At 65.9% G+C, this 19,281-nt stretch carries 19 protein-coding genes; 9 read left to right on the top strand and 10 right to left on the bottom strand.

Annotated features, from left to right (window positions below; translation table 11 throughout):
- Window positions 1–82: 82 nt before the first annotated feature.
- From C3B44_RS06965 to C3B44_RS06955, 3 genes are read right to left on the bottom strand one after another with little or no spacing between them, the layout of a single operon-like run.
- The gene (locus tag C3B44_RS06965) at window positions 83–718 is read right to left on the bottom strand and encodes a LutC/YkgG family protein (protein ID WP_108431746.1); all 636 of its coding nucleotides are present in this window, start codon (window positions 716–718) and stop codon (window positions 83–85) included.
- Window positions 711–2,249 (bottom strand): lactate utilization protein B, encoded by a 1,539-nt coding sequence (locus C3B44_RS06960; protein ID WP_412841937.1) that lies wholly within the window; start codon window positions 2,247–2,249, stop codon window positions 711–713. The genes C3B44_RS06965 and C3B44_RS06960 overlap by 8 nt, the downstream gene beginning before the upstream one ends.
- On the bottom strand, window positions 2,246–3,031 hold the full coding sequence (locus C3B44_RS06955; RefSeq protein WP_108431745.1) for a (Fe-S)-binding protein: 786 nt from the start codon (window positions 3,029–3,031) through the stop codon (window positions 2,246–2,248). The genes C3B44_RS06960 and C3B44_RS06955 overlap by 4 nt, the downstream gene beginning before the upstream one ends.
- Before the next feature lie 83 nt (window positions 3,032–3,114).
- Between C3B44_RS06955 and argS the strand changes: the two genes are divergently transcribed.
- Entirely contained in the window at window positions 3,115–4,767 is a 1,653-nt protein-coding gene (argS, locus tag C3B44_RS06950) for an arginine--tRNA ligase (RefSeq protein ID WP_108431744.1), read from the top strand.
- Window positions 4,768–4,773: 6 nt separating this feature from the next.
- On the top strand, window positions 4,774–6,117 hold the full coding sequence (lysA, locus tag C3B44_RS06945; RefSeq protein WP_108431743.1) for a diaminopimelate decarboxylase: 1,344 nt from the start codon (window positions 4,774–4,776) through the stop codon (window positions 6,115–6,117).
- On the opposite strand, the gene C3B44_RS06940 is transcribed toward lysA, so the two are convergent.
- Genes C3B44_RS06940 through C3B44_RS06930 form a run of 3 tightly spaced genes read right to left on the bottom strand, consistent with a single transcriptional unit; the run spans window position 6,114 to window position 7,307 of the window.
- Window positions 6,114–6,677 (bottom strand): TetR/AcrR family transcriptional regulator, encoded by a 564-nt coding sequence (locus C3B44_RS06940; RefSeq protein ID WP_108431742.1) that lies wholly within the window; start codon window positions 6,675–6,677, stop codon window positions 6,114–6,116. The two genes, lysA and C3B44_RS06940, sit on opposite strands and share 4 nt — an antisense overlap.
- Before the next feature lie 30 nt (window positions 6,678–6,707).
- Window positions 6,708–6,980, bottom strand: a complete 273-nt coding sequence (locus C3B44_RS06935) for a CBU_0592 family membrane protein (RefSeq protein WP_108431741.1) — start codon at window positions 6,978–6,980, stop codon at window positions 6,708–6,710.
- Between the two features lie 42 nt (window positions 6,981–7,022).
- The gene (locus C3B44_RS06930) at window positions 7,023–7,307 is read right to left on the bottom strand and encodes a CBU_0592 family membrane protein (protein WP_108431740.1); all 285 of its coding nucleotides are present in this window, start codon (window positions 7,305–7,307) and stop codon (window positions 7,023–7,025) included.
- Window positions 7,308–7,799: 492 nt separating this feature from the next.
- Here C3B44_RS06930 and C3B44_RS06925 point away from each other — a divergent pair, with 492 nt between their 5' ends.
- The 5 genes from C3B44_RS06925 to thrB all read left to right on the top strand — a co-directional run bounded on the left by C3B44_RS06925 (window position 7,800) and on the right by thrB (window position 13,657).
- Entirely contained in the window at window positions 7,800–8,294 is a 495-nt protein-coding gene (locus tag C3B44_RS06925; RefSeq protein WP_108431739.1) for a hypothetical protein, read from the top strand.
- A gap of 23 nt (window positions 8,295–8,317) precedes the next feature.
- Window positions 8,318–9,817, top strand: coding sequence for a molybdopterin-dependent oxidoreductase (locus C3B44_RS06920; RefSeq protein WP_108431738.1), 1,500 nt, complete (start codon window positions 8,318–8,320; stop codon window positions 9,815–9,817).
- A 24-nt stretch (window positions 9,818–9,841) separates the two neighbouring features.
- Window positions 9,842–10,534, top strand: coding sequence for a hypothetical protein (locus C3B44_RS06915; RefSeq protein WP_108431737.1), 693 nt, complete (start codon window positions 9,842–9,844; stop codon window positions 10,532–10,534).
- Between the two features lie 820 nt (window positions 10,535–11,354).
- Window positions 11,355–12,695, top strand: a complete 1,341-nt coding sequence (locus C3B44_RS06910) for a homoserine dehydrogenase (protein WP_108431736.1) — start codon at window positions 11,355–11,357, stop codon at window positions 12,693–12,695.
- A 32-nt stretch (window positions 12,696–12,727) separates the two neighbouring features.
- Window positions 12,728–13,657 (top strand): homoserine kinase, encoded by a 930-nt coding sequence (gene thrB, locus C3B44_RS06905; protein WP_108431735.1) that lies wholly within the window; start codon window positions 12,728–12,730, stop codon window positions 13,655–13,657.
- A 4-nt stretch (window positions 13,658–13,661) separates the two neighbouring features.
- On the opposite strand, the gene C3B44_RS06900 is transcribed toward thrB, so the two are convergent.
- A complete protein-coding gene (locus C3B44_RS06900) occupies window positions 13,662–15,557 on the bottom strand; it encodes an ATP-binding cassette domain-containing protein (RefSeq protein ID WP_108431734.1) in 1,896 nt (631 codons plus the stop codon).
- 11 nt (window positions 15,558–15,568) lie between these two features.
- The gene (modA, locus tag C3B44_RS06895; protein WP_108431733.1) at window positions 15,569–16,330 is read right to left on the bottom strand and encodes a molybdate ABC transporter substrate-binding protein; all 762 of its coding nucleotides are present in this window, start codon (window positions 16,328–16,330) and stop codon (window positions 15,569–15,571) included.
- Between the two features lie 224 nt (window positions 16,331–16,554).
- Between modA and C3B44_RS06890 the strand changes: the two genes are divergently transcribed.
- Together C3B44_RS06890 and C3B44_RS06885 are read left to right on the top strand one after the other, a co-directional pair.
- Complete coding sequence (locus C3B44_RS06890; RefSeq protein WP_108431732.1) at window positions 16,555–17,886, top strand: Na/Pi symporter; 1,332 nt, start codon at window positions 16,555–16,557, stop codon at window positions 17,884–17,886.
- Between the two features lie 40 nt (window positions 17,887–17,926).
- Window positions 17,927–18,196, top strand: a complete 270-nt coding sequence (locus C3B44_RS06885) for a hypothetical protein (protein ID WP_108431731.1) — start codon at window positions 17,927–17,929, stop codon at window positions 18,194–18,196.
- A gap of 9 nt (window positions 18,197–18,205) precedes the next feature.
- On the opposite strand, the gene mobA is transcribed toward C3B44_RS06885, so the two are convergent.
- On the bottom strand, window positions 18,206–18,802 hold the full coding sequence (mobA, locus tag C3B44_RS06880) for a molybdenum cofactor guanylyltransferase (protein ID WP_108431730.1): 597 nt from the start codon (window positions 18,800–18,802) through the stop codon (window positions 18,206–18,208).
- Window positions 18,795–19,274, bottom strand: coding sequence for a cyclic pyranopterin monophosphate synthase MoaC (gene moaC / locus C3B44_RS06875; RefSeq protein WP_108431729.1), 480 nt, complete (start codon window positions 19,272–19,274; stop codon window positions 18,795–18,797). The genes mobA and moaC overlap by 8 nt, the downstream gene beginning before the upstream one ends.
- Between the last annotated feature and the right edge of the window lie 7 nt (window positions 19,275–19,281).

Here is a 19,281-nt window from a genome sequence, read left to right as displayed (position 1 = left end):
GCGGCTTACAAAGAAAACACTTTAGCACTGGGTGCCCGGCGGAACCTAAACGGCCTGCCAGGAACCCCAGGGGCTACGAAGATCAGTCCCGCACGATCATCACGAGCAGGTCGCGCGGACCGTGCACGCCCTCGACGCGGCTGAGCTCGATATCCGAGGTCGCCGAAGGCCCGGAGATCATCGTCGCCGGTCGCTGCGGGTCGATCCGGGCGATCATCTCGGGGACGCGGTGCACGATGTCGGCCTCCCGGACCAGACACACGTGGCGGTCCGGCACGAGGCTGAGCGCGCGCCTGCCGTCACGCTCACCGGCTTGCAGCACGATCGTGCCCGTATCCGCACACGCGACCAGGCTGCCGGTAACGACAGCGTCGACGTCGTTGAGTCCGCGCGGATCGTCGGCGATGTCGTCGCGCCGCAGAGAGCCGCTGAACTCCGCGAACAGAGAGTCCTCGAGTCCGGGGGAGGCGACGATGGTGTGGGCGCCGCGGTCGTCGAGAAGCGAGGCCAGCACCGTCGCCGCCTCCTCCTGCGAGCAGACCTGCACCGTGGCCTCGTAGTCGTCGAGGCGATCGACGAGTAAGTCGAGCAGCTCGTCACCGCTGACCGATCCCTCGTGGTGGTAGTCGCGGGGGATGGGGGTCTCGCTCGGCGGGGCGAGGCGGTGGGCGTCGCGGATGCGGCGGAGGATCTCGCGCTTGGCGGCGGCGTTAGTCATCGGTGTTCTCCTGGTGTGTCGAGGCGTCGCGGCGGGCCTGCGAGAGCAGAGACTGCGCCTCGTCGGAGGCGAACCACTGCCGGAAGGACTGCTTCGGCGGGACCTTCGTGTCGCGGGAGCGCGACCAGCCGGAAAACGCGAAGGGCAGAGAGTTCATCTCGCCCTTGAAGCCGCCGAGGACGCGTCCGAAAGCGACCATGTGCATCACCCGGTTCCACCAGCGCGGATGCGACATGAGCATCGCGGCCGGGCCCATGAGGAAGGCCTCGGGCTTCGGGGTGAACTGGCGGACCTTCTCGTGACGCTGGTCGAGCAGGATGTCGGTGATGGGGATCTTGACGGGGCAGACCTCGTCGCAACGCCCGCACAGACTGGAGGCGAAGGGGAGGGAAGCGGTGACGTCGTCCACTGCGTCCATGCCCGCCAGCTGCGGGGTGAGGATCGCCCCGATCGGGCCCGGGTAGACCGAGCCGTAGGCGTGTCCGCCGGCGCGCTCGTAGACGGGGCAGACGTTCAGGCACGCCGAGCATCGGATGCACTTTAGCGCCTCGCGGCCGGTTTCGCTGGCCAGCGCGGCGGTGCGCCCGTTGTCGAGGAGGATGATGTGGAAGTCCTGCGGGCCGTCGCCCTCGGTGACACCCGACCACAAGGAGGTATACGGGTTCATGCGCTCGCCGGTCGAGGAACGCGGCAGCAGTTGCAGGAAGACCTCGAGGTCGTTGAACTCGGGCAAAAGCTTCTCGATGCCCATGACCGTAATCAGCGTCTCCGGCATGGTCAGGCACATCCGGCCGTTGCCCTCGGATTCCACGATGCAGACGGTGCCGGTTTCGGCGACGCCGAAGTTCGCCCCGGAGATCGCGACGCGGGCCTGCAGGAACTTCTCGCGGAGGTATTCGCGGGCGGCGTTGGCCAGCTCGGCAGGGACGGCGTTGAGGCTGTCGTCGGTGTTCGGCATCTTCTCGACGAACAGGTCCCGAATCTCCGCCCGGTTGCGGTGGATGGCCGGTACGAGGATGTGCGAGGGGTAGTCGTCGGCAAGTTGGACGATGAGCTCGGCCAAATCCGACTCGATGGCTTTAAGCCCGTGCTCTTCGAAGTACTCGTTGAGCGCGATCTCCTGGGTCGCCATCGACTTGATCTTTACCGCCTCGGTCTCTCCGGTGGCGCGCACCAGCTCGGCGGCGATGCGGTTGGCCTCGGCGGCGTCGCGCGCCCAGTGCACGTGCCCGCCGCGGGCGGTGACGGCCTCTTCGAACTGCTCGAGCAGCTCTGGCAGCTCCCGGGCGACGCGGCGCTTGATGGCCGAGCCGGCGTCGCGAAGCTTCTGCCAGTCGTCGGCTTCGGAGACGACATTCGCGCGTTTGGCGCGGATCTTGGTGGTCGCGTGGTGCAGGTTGCGACGCTGCGTCGCATTGCTCATGTCCTCGCGCGCCGAGCGGTAGAACGCCTGGTCACGAAAACGCAGGTTGGACGATTCCCGCGAGGCGCGCGGCGGGTAGGTGGGCTGGCCTAAGAATGCGCGGGTCACAGGAAGGCCTCCTTTCGGTACGCGGCCTGCGAGGGTGTCCAGGGCTGATCCTTCGTCGAGGCGAGGATCTCAGCCATGTGCACCGCCCGGACGCCGTAGTGCTGGCGGGACAAAACTCCGGCGATGTTCATCAAGCACGACGAGTCGCCGCCGGTGACGTACTCGGCGTTCGTATCGGCGATGTGGCGGGCCTTATCCGCCGCCATGGCCGAGGAGACATCGGCGTTCTTGATGGCGAAGGTGCCGCCGAAACCGCAGCACTCCTCCGCGTTGCCGAGCTCCACCAGCTCCATGCCCTCGACGTTGCGCAGCAGTTGGTACGGGCGCTCGCCGACCTTCAGCATCCGCTTGCCGTGGCACGACGGGTGATAGGTCACCCGGTGCGGGAAGTAGGCGCCGAGCTCGGTGGTGCCTTCCACGTCCACGAGGAACTCGCTGAGCTCGTAAGTTTTCTGCGCGGTGGTGCGGCAGCCGTCGACAAGTGCTGGGGTGCCGTAGCGCTTGACGACGTGCTCCTGGTGGTTGCGCACCGAGGTCACACAGGAGCCGGAGGGTGCGACGACGGCGTCGATGGATGGATCGCTGAATGCATCCACATAAGTTTCGACGATGCCGGCCGCCTGCTTCTGGTAGCCGGAGTTGATGTGCATCTGCCCACAGCAGGTTTGCCCCTCCGGGTAGACGACCTCATGACCCAACCGGGAAAGGATCAGAGCGGTGGCTTTCGAGGCATCCGGGAACAAGGCGTCCCCGATGCAGGTCGAAAACAAAGCGATTCTCACGATTGATACTCCTTAGGGGTCTCCCCTGTAAGTTTAAACCCCGGAGCATGCGATCGCGCCGGGAACCTATAGAATTTGCCGCTATGACCCCAGCAGATCTCGCCGCCTTGATCAAGGACACTGCCCAGCGCGTGCTTTCTGCGCGCGAACTCGATACCTCGGTGTTGCCCGAGTCCGTCAACGTCGAGCGTCCCCGCAACCCCGAACACGGTGATTACGCGACGAACCTCGCGATGCAGATCGCCAAGAAGGTAGGCACCAACCCGCGTGAGCTCGCCGGCTGGTTGACCGCTGCGCTCGCCGAGGCCGAGGGTATCGACGAAGCCTCCGTCGCCGGCCCCGGCTTCATTAACATCCGCCTCGCCGCGGCCGCGCAGGGCGATATCGTGGCGAAGATCCTCGCCGCCGGCGAGAACTTCGGGCACAGTGACAAAAACGCCGGCATGAAGATCAACCTCGAGTTCGTCTCCGCCAACCCGACCGGGCCGATCCACCTGGGCGGCACCCGCTGGGCGGCGGTCGGCGACTCGCTGGGGCGCGTGCTCGAGGCCACCGGCGCCGAGATCACTCGCGAGTACTACTTCAACGACCACGGCGGCCAGATCGACCGCTTCGCCCGCTCGCTGGTCGCGGCCGCCAAGAATGAGCCCACCCCCGAAGACGGCTACGGCGGCGACTACGTCCGCGAGATCGCCCAGGGTGTGCTCGAGAAGGCGCCGGACGCCCTCGAGGGCACCGACGCGGAGGTCCAGGAGACCTTCCGCGCCCATGGCGTGGAGATGATGTTCGACCACATTAAGTCCTCCCTGCATGAGTTCGGCGTGGATTTCGACGTCTACTTCCACGAGAATTCCCTGTTTGAGTCGGGGGCGGTGGATCGGGCCGTCGAAAAGCTTAAGGACAACGGCTCGCTCTACGAGTCGGACGGCGCTTGGTGGCTACGCTCGACGGACTATGGCGACGACAAGGACCGCGTGGTGATCAAGTCCGACGGCGAGGCCGCCTACATTGCCGGCGATATCGCGTATGCCGCCGACAAGTTCGAGCGCGGCCACGACCTGGCGATCTACATGCTGGGCGCCGACCACCACGGCTATGTCTCGCGCCTGAAGGCCGCCGCCGCGGCGCTCGGTTTTGACTCGAACCGCATCGAGGTGCTCATCGGCCAGCTGGTCAACCTGGTCCGCGATGGCGAGGCCGTGCGCATGTCCAAGCGCGCCGGCACGGTGATCACGCTCGATGATCTGGTCGAGGCCATCGGCATCGACGGTGCCCGCTACTCGCTCGTGCGCTCCTCGGTCGATTCCTCGCTGGATATCGACCTGGGCCTGTGGCAGTCGCAGAGCTCGGATAACCCCGTCTACTACGTCCAGTACGGGCACGCGCGGCTGTGCTCCATCGAGCGCAAGGCCGCCGAGTGCGGCGTCGGTATCGAGGGCGCCGATTACTCGCTGCTCACCCACGAGCGCGAAGGTGATCTCATCCGCACCCTTGGCGAGTTCCCCGGCGTCGTCGCCACCGCCGCCGACCTGCGCGAGCCGCACCGCATCGCCCGCTACGCCGAGGAACTCGCCGGTGTTTTCCACCGCTTCTACGACAACTGCCAGATCCTGCCCAAAGCCGGCGAGGACGCCGCCGCGATCCACTCCGCCCGCCTCGCCCTGGCTCGCGCCAGCCGCCAGGTGCTCTTCAACGCCCTGACCATGGTCGGCGTGAGCGCCCCGGAAAGGATGTAGCCAGACATGCCCGAGTACTCCTTCAACGATCTGCCCGCCCACGTCTGGCCGCAAACAGCCACGCGTGACGACGACGGCGTCGTCCACATCGGCGGCGTTGCACTAACGGAGCTCGCCGCGCGTTATGGCACCCCGCTGTTCGTCGTCGACGAGGCCGACTTCCGCGCCCGCTGCCGCGCCATGGCTGCCGCCTTCCACGGTGCCGCTAACGTCCACTACGCCTCGAAGGCGTTTTTGACCCGCACCATCGCCCGCTGGGTTAAGGAAGAAGGCTTGTCTCTCGACGTGGCCAGCGGCAACGAGCTCGCCGTCGCGCTGCGCGCTGGCTTCCCGGCCGCACGCATCACCGCACATGGCAACAACAAGTCGACGCAGTTCCTGCGCACCTGCGTCGAGGAGAAGGTCGGCCACGTGGTGCTGGATAATCACGGCGAGCTCGCGGCGTTGGCGGACATCGCCGCCGAGGCCGGGGTGCGCCAGCCGGTCATGGTGCGCGTCAAGCCCGGCGTGGAGGCACACACCAACGAGATGATCGCCACGGCGCACGAGGACCAGAAGTTCGGGTTCTCGCTTGCCGACGGCGCCGCGTGGAACGCCGTCACCGCCGTCGTGGACTCACCCCACCTCGAGCTGGTGGGGCTGCACTGCCACATCGGTTCCCAGATCTTCGACGCCGGCGGTTTCAACCTGGCCGCGGCGCGCGTGCTCGAGCTCTACGGCCGCGTGCACGACGAGCTCGACGTGCGCCTGCCGGAGCTGGACTTAGGCGGCGGCTACGGCATCGCCTATACGGCCGACCAGCAGCCCCTCGACGTTGAGGCGCTGGCCCGGGAGATGCTCGAGGCGGTGCGCGAGCACGCCGAGGACGCGGGCATCGAGGCGCCGACGGTGCTGGTGGAACCGGGCCGGGCGATCGTCGGGCCGTCGACCGTGACTGTCTACACGGTGGGCTTCAACAAGACGATTTCCACCAGTGAGACCGACACGCGGCGCTACGTGGCCGTCGACGGCGGCATGAGCGACAACATCCGCCCGGCGCTCTACGGCGCGCAGTACGACGCCCGCCTAGTCAACCGGCGCGCCGCCGGAAAGCTGACGGCCACCCGCGTGGTCGGTTCGCACTGCGAGTCCGGCGATATCCTCATCAGCGACGAGGACTACCCGGATGACCTCACCACCGGGGACTTGCTCGCGGTGGCGAATACCGGGGCCTATGGCTACGCGATGGCCTCGAACTACAACCTGTTTACCCGCCCAGCCGTGGTCACGGTATGCGATGGTGAGGTGACCACGATGCTGCGTCGGGAAACGGTCGACGATTTGTTGTCGCTGGAAGACGGCGAGTTCTAGGAGTTTGGGCCGATATAGCCCGAGGGAGGCGTGAGCCTTTTGACGGCTTCCGCGATGAGCTCGTCGTTATGCTCGGCCGGAACCATCCGGCGGTGCAGCAGCAGGCCTTCGTAGAAGGCGTCGAGGATGTGGGCGGTCTCGTCGTCGAAAGCCTTGCCCATGGCGTTGCGGGTGGCCTTCGCCCACTCGATCAAGAGCAGCCGGTGGCGGGGGCGGCGCAGCGAGAGCGTATAGAGCTCGCTGCTGATGGCCGCGGTGCGATACGACGACGCCGCCTCCGTGAGGACCTGGACGGCGGCGGCGCGGGCGTCGTCAAGCGAGGTGATATCCGCGAAGGCGGCCTCGAAGCTGGCCACAGAATCGTCGACAAACGCCCGCAGCGCTTGGTTTAACAGGGTGTCGCGATCGGCGAAGTGGTAGGTGATCGAGCCGAGTGAGACACCGCACGCGCTGGCGATACGCCGCAGGCTCGCTCCGGCGAGGCCGTGGCTCGTGATGACATCGAGGGTGGCCGCGATGATCTCTTCGCGGCGGTTGCTCGGCCTAGGCGGGGTGGTCACAAATGTTCAAAATACCCCCGATACCGGGTCTTAGGCGACCCGGGGTTTGTCGGCGTTCTTCTTGGATCGGCCGGTGAAGATCTTCCACAGGCCGAAGACGGCCACGAGCGCCCAGACGGTCTCAGTGATGAACAAACCCGGGTTGAACGGGGAGATCGCGGTGTAGGTGAAACCGAGTGCGCCGAAGAGGTTGAGGCACTGGTAGATGGGGGATTCTGCGGTAACGACGCGGAAGTTCAGCAGCGCCAGGGCGACCACGAAGCTGATGCCAGCAGCGATACCGATTTCATAGGAGAACTCCATGAGAAAACCTTTCCAATGAGGGAGATCGAGTGCGGGCGTTAGTTAGGCACAGCGGGGCCGGGCTTGGGGACGTCCTTCTTCCGGCGCCCGTTTCGTGACGTAGATGCGGATGAGCCCGTAGAGGCCGAGCAAGGACCACAGCACCTCGGTCCAGAAGACGCCGGCGTTGAAGGGCTCAAAAGCAGACGCCGCGAGGAAGGCGGCGCCGAGGAAGTTCAGCGCCTGATAGGGGTAGCTATCGGCGGTCCACTTGCCGAGGTTGAGCATGGCGAAGGCAAAGAGTAGCGCAACTGACGCAACCAGCCCGAAAAAGACCATGGGGGTCATGGATGGGGCAACCTTTCTGTCGTCGACACGGTGTGTAAGGGGCGTGCCGTCGCTGCCTCTCCGGTGGCTCGGCCCGGCTTTCGTGGCGTCGAAACCGGGTGCGGCGGCGTTGGAAATATCTTATGGCGTATGCGTTCTCGTGAAAATGTGCGCTCTGTGAACGCGGATAAAAATCCAGCTCAGGGCGCTGGGCGGGTGTAAATAACAGTTGTTCTGCGCAGCGACGGGTCGGTTAAAGAACGGTTTACAGAGTAAGATCCTTATCGATCGGTGGCTTCCCACCGACTCCTGAGTACGTACAAAGCGCAAAACTCTCCGGGCGCTTTGATCCTTAGGGCCCGCCGCCGGCAGCCCTGAGAATGCGTACCTGCCGTCCCGCCTGCTGGTGAAGAAGTGGCGCTTTACTGGCTTGCCCGCCGAGCTGTACCCCGTAGGCCTGGTGATCCTTTCAGCGGCCGAGGTCGATACGGCGGACAGTAACGAGGAGGATTCATGTCGCAGAACACCACTGTTGACAACGACACGCAGGATGTCATGCTCCACGTCCCGCCCGGACGGGAGCGCGCCCCATTCTTTCGCTATATCCGCGTCAACCTGCCCCGCCTGACCAAGGCAGTCTTGCTGCTCATCATCGCAGTGCTTGGCGGGTGCGCGGCCTATGTCGCCAGTTCGAATCACGAGGTCTTCCCGGCCAGCGATATCGTGCTGTGGATCGTGATCGGTTTCGCCGCCGTCTTCGTCGTCGTGGGAGTGCTCACGAAGCTCAAGATCTGGGACTTCGGCGTCGTGCCGGCGTTCGGCGCCCTGCTGCTGTGGGGCGCCGGGCTGTTTACGCACGCCCCGTTTGTCTGGAACGGCGCGGAGGTCTACGAGGCAGCCGCGTGGAACACCATGATGCTCTCCGGGGTCGCCTACTTGCTTCTGTACTGGGCGCTCAACTACGGAATTCTGGTGGCCTACCCAGACGACCAGGGATTCGAAGACTAGGGATCGAGGAATAAGGAGAAGTCATGGACGTCGTATTGACGGAATACCCCTGGTGGCTGCGCATCGAGCACTTCGTGAACATCTTGTTCATCACGTTGTTCATCCGTTCGGGTATCGAGATCCTCGGTACCTTCCCGAAGCTGCACACGTCGATTCACACCCCGCTGGGCAAGCAGTGGGCCCAATTCACGGTGAAGGAAAAGCGCAAGCGCAAGTACTTCCCGGTCGCCGGTGAGTACGAGAACTACAGCCCGCTGATCTCGCTGCCGGGCCACGGCGCGCTGGGCCAGGGCCGCTACTGGCACTTCATCTCGGTGATCGGGTGGGTGACCATGATGGTCATCTACTGGGTCCTGCTTCTGGCCACGGGCCAGTGGCGTCGTTACTGGCCGGAGGATTGGGGAGTGTTCGCCCAAGCCTTCGACGACATGATCCACTACCTCGCCTTCGACATGCCGCCGGCGATGGAGGGCTACCCCTTCAACGCGGTGCAGCAGCTGTCCTACCTGTTCGTCGTGGTGGTGCTCCCGCTGATCATGATCGTGACCGGGTTCTTCCAGTCCCCGGCTATCAACAATCGCTTCCCGCGGATCTCGAAGGCGATGGGCGGACGCCAGGTCATCCGCACGATTCACTTCTTGGGCCTGGCGATGTATCTGGCCTTCGTCGTCATCCACGTGCTGCTGGTGGTCCTGCACGGCTGGGGCCACGAGACCTCGAAGATGGTCTTCGGCGACACCGAACGCCCGGTGGCCGCCGGCATCATCTACCTCATCGGCCTGGCGTTCATCGTCTGGTTCCATGTCTGGGCTACCCGCACGTCGCTGGAGAAGCCCAAGGTGATTGAGAAGATCCACAACGTGGTGGTGCGCCCGATGACTCGCGGTATGCGCAAGCTGGCCTCCCGCCAGCACTACTCGGACAAGGACGTCACCCCGTGGGGCGAGCACCGCGCCTCGGGCATGCCGCCCTCGACCGAGGAATATGCCGCGCTGGTGTCCAACGAGTACAAGGACGACTTCGTCCTAGAGATCGGCGGTTTCGTCGAGCGGCCCATGAGGTTGACCCTGGCCGATCTGGAGGAGATCTCCGGCGGGCACTCCCAGAACACGGTGCACCACTGTGTCCAGGGATTCTCCTCGCTGGGTAAGTGGAACGGCGTCATGCTCAAGGACCTCATCGAGCTGGCTGGGCCTATCGACGGGTGGACCGACGTCAACGTGATGTCCTTCCAGAACATGACCCGCGACGACGACGTCTACACCGGCGCCTACTACTACGAGACCCTGGCCAAGGAGGAGGCGCTGCAGCCGCAGACGCTCATCGCCACCGGGTACCTCGACCGAGAGCTGCCGATGAAAAACGGCGCGCCCTGCCGACTGCGCCTGGAGACCTCCACCGGCTACCGCTCCGCCAAGTGGATCGAGCGCATCGAGGTGGTCAACCGCTTCGACATCATCGGCAACGGTATGGGCGGTTTCTTCGAAGACACCGACAGCTACGACCGCCTGCAGATGATTTAGAAGGTTCAAGGAAGGAGACACACGATGCGAGCACTCTACAAGGACATGGAGCTCGACGACGCCCAGGTGCAGATCGTCAGCGACTACCTCCGCGAGATCGACTTCCACCTGCCCGGGGCCACGCCTGCCGACTTCGAGATCAACCGCACCGCCCGGTATCTGGGCTACATGTTCCAGAAGGAGGACCTCGAAGCCTTCGGGGTGGGGCTGAAATCCACCCACCCGGATCACCGTGGGCACAACACCTTCATCCGCATGTCGCGGGATCAGCTCCTCGGCGTGGAAAACCCGAAGATCCTGCCGGTCAACCGTCCCGCGATGGCTTCGGGGATGATGACCATGCAGCGCTTCTGGGAATCGCCGACCGGTCCCGCCACCCACGGCGTGGACGCCTACGCCGGCGATGAAGGCCTGCCCGGCGGAGACATGGATCTGTCGATGCTCGAATCCGCGCTCGGCGACATCCTCAACTTCGACGACGGCCGGCCGGTGCACCTGAACCAGGAGATCCTGGACTTGAAGGTCAACTGGGGCACGCTTCTAGCCGGGCGCTACCCGCGGCTGAAGCACTTTGAAGCGAAGGGCCGTTTGTCCGCTGCGCAGCAGGAAAGGCTAAGCCGGCTGGAAGAAGAGATCGGGAAACAGGCGGCGGTGTTGGAAAAGCACGGCCTGCCCACGCTGGAGACACTGAAAACGAAACCGGTGGTTAACGGGTAGGGGTGTTTCGGGGGCTCTCGGGGTTGGTTGGGTTGGTTCCGGCATGCGGCGCTAGCGCTGGTCGAAAACACCCTGACAGAAAGGAGTCCTGCGAAGTCGAAAGGACTCCGAAACCGACCCTCTTTTCGACCGCCTCCTTTCGACCAGGCGTGTGGGCGCGCTACCGCCGCATGTCGTTAGGGTGTTTGACGTTCTGTGGGTCCGCTTTTCAGCGCGGGGTGACGTTGCTGCTGCACAAACCCTTAAAGGAAGATGCTTGAAGGGCGCGTCCCTCAAGGGTTTGTGCGAGAAAATGGCCTGATTTTGCGTCCTTCAAAGTTCTTCCTACAAGCATTTGTGTTCGAGCGCTACAGAGGGGCCAGGGGTCAACTGCGCCCTAGACTCTTCCTTTCGACCCCGTGGGACTCGTTTAGTAGAGGGTCCTTTCGACCGGCGTTAGCGCAACACGAGGGTCCGGAGGGGTAGGAGCTCAGTATCGCCGGCCATTCGCACCATCCACCCCATCCGCCCTACCCGCCCCTTCTGTGAGGCTCCCGCGACGGTTGAGACGTCCCCGCCATACAGCGCTAACGCTGGTCGAAAGCGCCCGTACCGAAAGGACTCCTCCTTCCACCCGCGCGACAGCGCTAGTGCTCCATGCTCCCCAACGGAGGCGCGTGCCCCACAGCCCCCACAGTGCAACAAGCAAACCAAAGCCCCCTGCAATGAGGGCCCCCGAACAATGACGTGTTAGACAGCATTGTCTACACTGGTGCCGGTGACCGGGATCTGTCCCGGAACGAGTCGATAAGAACCGAAACGGATCTCAAAAGGAGTGTTCATGACGGCGAACAACCAGTCCAGCTTCAACCCGGGCAAGGGAACCGGCGAGCCCGTCGGCGTCGCTGTGCTCGGTATGGGCACTGTGGGTACTGACGTGATTCGTCTCATGTCCGAAAATGCTGAGCACTTCACCCACCGCATCGGTGGCCCCCTGGAGCTCAAGGGAGTGGCCGTTTCGGATCTCTCGAAGGAGCGCCCCGGCGTCGACCGTGACCTGCTCACCGACGACGCCCGCTCGCTGATCACCCGCGATGATGTCGACGTGGTCGTCGAGGTCATCGGTGGTATCGACTACCCGCGTGAGCTCGTCCTCGCGGCGCTGAACGCCGGCAAGTCGGTGGTTACCGCCAACAAGGCCCTCGTCGCCGCGCATGCGGACGAACTCGCCGAAGCCGCCGACGCCGCCGGCGTCGACCTGTACTTTGAGGCGGCCGTCGCGGCGGCCATCCCGGTCGTCGGCATGCTGCGCCGCTCCCTGGCTGGCGATCAGATCAACCGCATCTTCGGCATCGTCAACGGCACCACCAACTACATCCTGGACGCCATGACCAGCACGGGCGCTGACTACGACGACGCCCTCGCCGAGGCCACCCGCCTGGGCTACGCGGAGGCCGATCCGACCGCGGACGTCGAAGGCCACGATGCCGCCTCGAAGGCCGCGATCATGGCGTCGCTCGGCTTCCACACCCGCGTGAAGTTCGACGACGTCCACTGCGAGGGCATCACGCAGATCACCGCCGACGACATCGAGGCCGCGAAGAAGGCGGGCTATGTCATCAAGCTGCTCGCGATCTGTGAGCGCATCACCGACTCTGTCGGCGACGAGTCCGTCTCCGCCCGCGTGCACCCGACGCTCATCCCGGAGGCCCACCCGCTGGCGAGCGTCAACGAATCCTACAACGCCATCTACGTCGACGCAGAAGCAGCAGGTTCCCTCATGTTCTACGGCAACGGCGCCGGCGGCGCCCCGACGGCGTCCGCCGTGCTCGGCGACCTCGTCGGCGCTGCCCGCAACAAGGTTCACGGTGGTCGCGCCCCCGGCGAGAACACCTACGCAGAGCTCCCGCTCACCCCGTTCGGGGACGTGCCCACCCGCTACCACATCGACATGTCCGTCGTGGACCGCGCCGGCGTGCTGGCGGATCTCTCCGCACGCTTTTCCCGCAAGGGCATTTCCCTGCGCACCGTGCGCCAGGAGGAGCAGGAGCGCCACTCGCACGCCCGCCTGATCGTGGTCACCCACCAGGCGCGGGAATCGGATTTGCAGGACATCGTCAAGGAGCTCTCCGAGCTCGACGACGTGCAGGAAATCACCAGTGTCATCCGCCTCGACGGCTAGAACCCGACGTTTAGAAACGGAAACCCACTTTCATGGCGATCGAACTCGTTCCCGGCACCTTTGTCACCGTGCGGGTGCCCGGCTCCTCCGCGAACCTCGGCCCGGGCTTTGACACGCTGGGTCTGGCGCTTTCGATTTATGACACCGTCGAAGTCGAGGTCACCCGCTCCGGGCTCGAGGTGGAAATCCTCGGCGAAGGGGCCGAAGATCTACCCCGCGACGGCTCCCACCTCGTCGTCCGGGCCATCTACTCCGGGCTGGCCGCCTGCGGCGTGGAGGCCCCAGGCCTGCGCGTGCGCTGCCACAACACGATCCCGCAGTCTCGCGGGCTGGGCTCGTCGGCAGCTGCGGCAGCTGCCGGCGTCGTCGCCGCCGACGCGCTGGCGGATCACCCGCTGACCACGGATCAGCTCGTCCAGCTGGCCAGTGCCTTCGAGGGACACCCCGATAATGCCGCCGCCTCGATTCTGGGATCGGCTGTGGTGAGCTGGACCGACGTGCCCGTCGACGGCAAAAGCGAGCCGCGTTACCAAGCCGCGGGTATCGACGTCCACCCGGATATCCACGCCACCGCCTTGGTGCCGGACTTCCACGCCTCCACCCACGCGGTGCGCAAGGTGCTGCCGGAGCAGATCACACACCAGGACGCGCGCTTCAACGTCTCCCGCGTGGCCGTCATGACCGTGGCCCTCCAGCACCGGCCCGACTTGTTGGCGGAAGGTACCCGCGATCGCCTGCACCAGCCTTATCGTGCCGACGTGCTTCCCGTCACCGCCGAGTGGGTCAACCGCCTGCGCAACCGCGGCTATGCCGCCTACCTCTCCGGCGCCGGACCGACGATCATGGTCTTGTCCACCGAGCCGGTCGAAGAGCGCATCCTCGACTCCGCCCGCGACGATGGCCTGCGGGTGCTCGAGCTGGAGGTCGCCGGCCCGATCGAAGCCACCTCCGGGCAGGCCTAAAGCGCTAGGGGCGCGGGTGGATCGTGATCGCCTGCGCCTTCGTCACCAGCTCGACGCGGCTTTTCGGCGCGAGCCCGAGCTCGACGACCGCGGCGGTGGTCACACTCGCGCGCACGAGACGCTCACCCAGGCCGACTACCACCGTCGTCGCCGACGCGCTGCCGGCCTGCACATCCGTGACCTCGCCGACCCAGTGGTTACGCGCGGACGTCGGCACCTTTTCGCCCCCGCTAGCCAGGCGCAGCGTGATGGCCTCTGGCAGCACGGTCGCGACCACAGAATCCCCTTCGGAGAGCGCCGAGCCCGCCGTCGGGAGCCCGATGAGCTCCACGCCGGAGGCCTCTACCGTGACCGTGTCGGCATTCACCGCCGTCACCGTGCCCGCCAGCCGGTTGATGCCGGCGAGCCCGGCGACGAAGTCATTCGGCGGGACCTCGAGCATCTCTTGGGTGGGCCCCGCGGCCACCGGCACCCCTGCCTCCAGGGTGACGATGCGATCGGAGAGCCCGGCTATATCCAGCAGGTCGTGGGTGACCAGCACCGTCGTGCGATCACCGGCGGTCGCCCGCAAAAGTGCTCTCCAGCGGGCAGAGGAGTGCACGTCGATGGCGGCGAGCGGCTCGTCGAGAATCAAAGCCCGCGGGCGCGAGGCCAGGGCCCGCAGCAAGGCGACCTGCGCTGCCTGGCCGCCGGAGAGAGAGGCGACGGGAACGTCGCGCAGCGGATGGAGGCCGGCGGCGTCGAGAAGCTGGTCGCTGCGCCGCTGATCCCGGGTGACCATGGTGAGGATGTCTAAGGCCGTGCCGACGCGCGGCAACCCCGGGTTCTGGGTGAGTAGCACGATGCCGCGGCGGTGGGCGGGCAGGGTATCGACGCGCACCTCATCGACGCTCACCTCAGCGCCGGTGAGCCGGCCGGCGATCATGCCGCTGAGCGTCGATTTTCCGGAACCGTTGGGCCCGATCACCGCGGTGGTGCTGCCGGCGGGAAAGGCGGTGGTGGTGGCGTCGGCACGCGCGGTGATCGCGGCGGGTTCCTCCGGGACCGTCAGGGTGCGCAGGCGCGCGGTGTCCATGTCTGCGAGCGTGCGCGCGACCGGGGTGGGGGAGCGGTGCAGCAGCGTCGGCACGAAGGCCAGCGCCAGGACGATGACCGCGAGGGCGATGAGCACCGCGGAGAGCGCGTAGGCGGCGTCGCGGTCGGTTTCGCGCTCTAGGTAGATGGCCAGCGACATCGTGCGGGTGATACCCGGCATGGAGCCGGCGAAAGTGATAGTGGTGCCGAACTCTCCCAGCGAGCGGGCAAACGCCAGCCCCGCTCCGGTGGCGATGGCGGGGCGGATCGTCGGCAGCGTGATCTTGCGCAACACCTCAGCGGGGCTCATGCCGATCCCGGCGGCCGAGGCGGTGACCTCGGAGTCGATCTGGCGCAGGGCGGAGTCGACGGCGACGACCACGAAAGGCAGGGCCACGAACACGTGGGCGGCCACCACGCCGGGGAAGGCGAAGGCGAACTGGAGGTTGAGTACGTCGAGGGCACCGGCCAGGATGCCGTTGTTGCCGATCAGCGCCGAGAGCGCCAGGCCGCCGACGACCGGCGGCATCGCCAGCGGCAGCAGCACCAGCAGGCGCGCGATATGCGCCCCGCGGCGCAGCGACTGGATGGCCAGAGCCAGCGGGACGCCAATGAGCACCACGATCGCTGAGCTGGCCACCGCGGCGGAAAGGGTCAGCCCGATGAGCTCGGCGACCTCGGGGCGAGTGAGGATCTCGACGAGGCGGCCCCAGGGCACCCGGGTCGCCAGTGCCATAATCGGCAGCACGAGGTAGGCGACCGCCAATGCCCCGAGCACCACGATTACCAGGGGAGGCCGGGGGCGCAGCTCGCGGGGGTTAGCCATAAAGGCTCATCCTAGTTGGTGGCGGCGGGGTGGAATCCGGCGTCTTCCAAAAGACCGGCGACCTCCTCGCTGGTCAGCAGATCCAGGAACTTCTCGGCGGCCTCGGGGTTCTGGGAATTCTCGACGACCGCCGCGTACAGCGTGTTGGGGTGTTCTTCGGCGTGCGGGATGTCGATGATGGTGACGTCGTCACCCGCCGAGTGCGCGTCAGTGCGGTAGACCCACCCGGCATCGGCCTCGCCCGCGACGACCTTGCCGAGCACATCGCCTACCGAGTGCTCCAGCGAGACGGGGGAGAAATCCAGGTCATTTTCTTCCGCGAGGGTCTCCGATAAGCGCCCGCACGGCACCTCCGCGTCGCAGAGAATGAGATCGACGCCCTCGGCGGTGGCATCGGTGATCGAGGTGATCTCGCCGGCCGCATCCGGGTGAACGACCATGACCAGCTCGTTATAGGCGAATTTCCGGGGCTTTCCGACGGTCCCGTCCGCCACCGCCGTCTCCATCGTGGCTTCATCGGCGGTGATGAGGATATCGGCCGGGGCGCCCTCGGCCAGCTGGCTGACCAGCCCGCTGGAGCCGTCGTTGTTGAACTCGAGGTTGACCGCCGGCTCGTGGTCGGCGGCGAGCTCTTCGAGGCCTTCGTTGAGCACGCGGGTGGAGGAGGCGGCGAATAAGGTCAGTTGGTTCTCGTCTGCACCCGTGGCGCAGGCGGTGAGCGCTCCGGCGCCGGTGAGTAGGGCGGTGACAGCGGCGAGGACACGGCGTTTCATGAAACTGAGAGTAACAAAGGCGTGGCCGGGGGAGTGCCCTTTGTCACCGCGTAGCGGACAGTTTGACTGGTCTCACCGCTTTCGGAGAAGATTCCGGAAGTATTCATTGCCTGACCACGAAGAGTTCACCCTTCGGTTACTGTCCATTGCCTGCGAGGTAACTGGTCTTCGTCAGGGTTGATTGTGTATATGTCACGAGAGAACCACGAGGCAGGAAGGCCCCAATGACTCGACCTGAAGACCGTTCGAACCCGCCGGAGCAGGCGGGCGAGGAGCAGGCCGCCCGCGCGTCGGGCTCGAGCGCTGCGACGAAGATGGACGATAGCCAGGACGGCGGCGCGCACCAGAACGCCCCGGCCAGCGCCGAAGAACTCGGCGAGGACACCTCGATGGAGGAAGAGGCCCAGCACTCGCAGGGTCCTTTCGCAGCGATGCCGAAGTGGGCGCTGTGGATCCTCGCCTTCGTTACCCTCTACTTCCTCATCGTCGCCATCGGAGTGATCGGTGACGGCTTCTCCGCGGTCGGTGAGGATACCGCCGAGGCGGCCTTCGAATTCGCTACCAACCCGTTCGTGGGCTTATTCGTCGGTATCCTCGCCACGGTCTTGGTGCAGTCCTCGTCGACGACGACGGCGATCACCGTCGCCGCCGTCGGCTCTGGGGCGCTGCCGGTGGAAACCGCGGTGCCGGTCATCATGGGTGCGAACATCGGCACCACCGTGACCAACACCCTGGCCTCCCTCGGCTTCGCAGGTAACCGCCAGGAGTTCCGCCGCGCCTTCTCCGCGGCGCTGGTGCATGACTTCTACAACATGCTCGCAGTGGTCATCCTCTTCACCGTCGAGGTGATCTTCCAGCCGATCCAGCGCTCGGCCAAGTGGGTCGCCGACCAGCTCTACGGCACCGTGCTGCCGGATCCGGACGACGCCGACTTCATCTCCGCTATCACAGACCCCGTCGCCGACCTCATCGGCCCCGAGGGCCTGGCCGGCCTCCTGGGCAACGACATCGCCGTCGGCGTCGGGTCGATCATCCTCGGCGTGGTCATGATCTTCGTGGCCATCTACCTGCTGGGCAAGATCCTGCAGGCCATCATGGTCGGCGCGGCGCGCAAGTACCTGAAGAAGGCGGTCGGCGGCAACCCGATCGTCTCCATGGGCGTGGGCGCCGGCATCACCGTCCTCATCCAGTCCTCCTCGGTGACCACCTCCACGCTGGTGCCCTTCGCCGGCGCGGGCACCTTGAGCACCAAGGACATCTACCCGGTCACCCTGGGCGCCAACCTGGGTACCACCGCCACCGGCCTCATCGCCGCGCTCGCCGTGACCGGTGGCGGCGGCCTGGACGCCCTGACCATCGCGCTGGTGCACACCCTGTACAACCTCTACGGAATCATCATCATCTACGGCCTGCCGTTCCTGCGGAACCTGCCGGTCATGGCCGCCAACGCCATGGGCGCCATCGTCGCCGACCGCCGCTGGGTCGCCCCGGCATGGGTGCTGACCCTCTGGGTCGCCCTCCCGGCGCTGGTCGTCGGCGTCGTCGCCTTCACCTAGAGACCACTCTTTCGCCCATCGACGTGACCAGGAGATCACAGTGACCACGAACAACCCGCAGTCGAACGAGACCCCGCTGGCCCGCATCAGCACCAAAGACCTTGAGCTGATGCTCACCGAGATCGAGCAGGACGTCGCACAGATCCGTACCGAGCTCGCGCACCGCCGCGGCTCCACCCCGGGCACCGAAGCTCTGCTGGTCTCCGAGCAGGGGGACTTCACCTGGCTCAAGGGTGGCTGGTCGAACCTGTTCCGCTACATGCGCGACCTCATCCGCGAAGAGCGCGAGGAGCGCGAAGAACAGCAGTAAAAGCCAGTCCTAGTCCTCGAGCTCGCCGTAGTCAGCGAGTTCTGCCAGAGTGTCATAGTCGCGCTCTAAGCCGTCGCCTTTCACCTCGGCGACGGCTACTTCCTTATAGAGCACCCTCGCGGGCTGGTTTTCCACCGACTCTAAGCTCTCTAGTACCCGGTGCAGCGCGGCGGTATCCCACACCGCGCACAACGGTTGGCGCCGGCCGTCGCCGGCCACCACCACCGCCGCCTCTGCGGTACCGGTGAGGGCGGCGGCGAGGACGTCGATAAGCTGCGCTGAATCTGGCGCATCGACGGCCAAAATGGCCGTGCGCGCCGACGGTGTGCCCGCGCGCAGGGCGCGCACGCCGGCGTCGATAGCGGCGACGGGACCCGAAAACGGCGGATCCTCCGCGACTACCTGCACCCCTTTACGGACCTCGAGGCCGCGGGCGGTGACCACCGCGACCTGCATAAGGCCGGGTTGGGTGGCAAGGTCGTCGAGAAGCACGTCAATGAGACGACTGCCATCGACTTTCACCGCCGCCTTGTCGCGCCCGCCGATGCGCGAGCCGCGGCCGCCGGCGAGGATGATGACGTCGACGCCTGGGGTGAGGCTAGGCATCCGGCAGCTCCCGCGACCAGTCGCCGGAACGCCCGCCCGATTTCGCCGTGATGCCGGCGCGGCGGATATACGCGGAGCGATCGACGCCCTTGACCATGTCGATCACCGCGAGCGCGGCGACGTTGACGGCGGTGAGCGCCTCCATCTCCACGCCGGTGCGATCGGCGGTGCGGACGGTGGCGGTGATGGCGACGTGGTCGTCGTGAAGCTCTAGCTCCACAGACGCCCCGTGGACGCCGATGGTGTGGGCCAGCGGCAAAAGATCCGGCACCTTCTTCGCCGCCGCGATCCCGGCCACGCGGGCCACGGCCAGCACGTCGCCTTTGGGGACGGTGCCGTCTTTGAGCGCGGTCATAATCTCCGGCGAGCAGGCGACGTCGCCGACGGCGGTCGCCGAGCGCACGGTCGGGTTCTTCTCGGTGACATCGACCATGTAGGCCTGGCCGGCGTCGTTGAGGTGGGGAAGCTGCACGGTGCCT

Source organism: Corynebacterium yudongzhengii (genome assembly GCF_003065405.1).
GTDB classification, from domain to species: domain Bacteria; phylum Actinomycetota; class Actinomycetes; order Mycobacteriales; family Mycobacteriaceae; genus Corynebacterium; species Corynebacterium yudongzhengii.
This window is presented reverse-complemented; position numbering and strand designations above follow the sequence as displayed.

What these genes read in the sequence shown, in the direction of transcription:
- C3B44_RS06915 (WP_108431737.1), top strand. Translation starts at nt 9,842, where the DNA reads ATGCGAGCACTCTACAAGGACATGGAGCTCGACGACGCCCAGGTGCAG.
- C3B44_RS06890 (WP_108431732.1), top strand. Translation starts at nt 16,555, where the DNA reads ATGACTCGACCTGAAGACCGTTCGAACCCGCCGGAGCAGGCGGGCGAG.
- mobA (WP_108431730.1), bottom strand. Translation starts at nt 18,802, where the DNA reads ATGCCTAGCCTCACCCCAGGCGTCGACGTCATCATCCTCGCCGGCGGC.
- thrB (WP_108431735.1), top strand. Translation starts at nt 12,728, where the DNA reads ATGGCGATCGAACTCGTTCCCGGCACCTTTGTCACCGTGCGGGTGCCC.
- C3B44_RS06925 (WP_108431739.1), top strand. Translation starts at nt 7,800, where the DNA reads ATGTCGCAGAACACCACTGTTGACAACGACACGCAGGATGTCATGCTC.
- modA (WP_108431733.1), bottom strand. Translation starts at nt 16,330, where the DNA reads ATGAAACGCCGTGTCCTCGCCGCTGTCACCGCCCTACTCACCGGCGCC.
- lysA (WP_108431743.1), top strand. Translation starts at nt 4,774, where the DNA reads ATGCCCGAGTACTCCTTCAACGATCTGCCCGCCCACGTCTGGCCGCAA.
- C3B44_RS06930 (WP_108431740.1), bottom strand. Translation starts at nt 7,307, where the DNA reads ATGACCCCCATGGTCTTTTTCGGGCTGGTTGCGTCAGTTGCGCTACTC.
- argS (WP_108431744.1), top strand. Translation starts at nt 3,115, where the DNA reads ATGACCCCAGCAGATCTCGCCGCCTTGATCAAGGACACTGCCCAGCGC.
- C3B44_RS06900 (WP_108431734.1), bottom strand. Translation starts at nt 15,557, where the DNA reads ATGGCTAACCCCCGCGAGCTGCGCCCCCGGCCTCCCCTGGTAATCGTG.
- C3B44_RS06920 (WP_108431738.1), top strand. Translation starts at nt 8,318, where the DNA reads ATGGACGTCGTATTGACGGAATACCCCTGGTGGCTGCGCATCGAGCAC.
- C3B44_RS06935 (WP_108431741.1), bottom strand. Translation starts at nt 6,980, where the DNA reads ATGGAGTTCTCCTATGAAATCGGTATCGCTGCTGGCATCAGCTTCGTG.
- C3B44_RS06965 (WP_108431746.1), bottom strand. Translation starts at nt 718, where the DNA reads ATGACTAACGCCGCCGCCAAGCGCGAGATCCTCCGCCGCATCCGCGAC.
- C3B44_RS06910 (WP_108431736.1), top strand. Translation starts at nt 11,355, where the DNA reads ATGACGGCGAACAACCAGTCCAGCTTCAACCCGGGCAAGGGAACCGGC.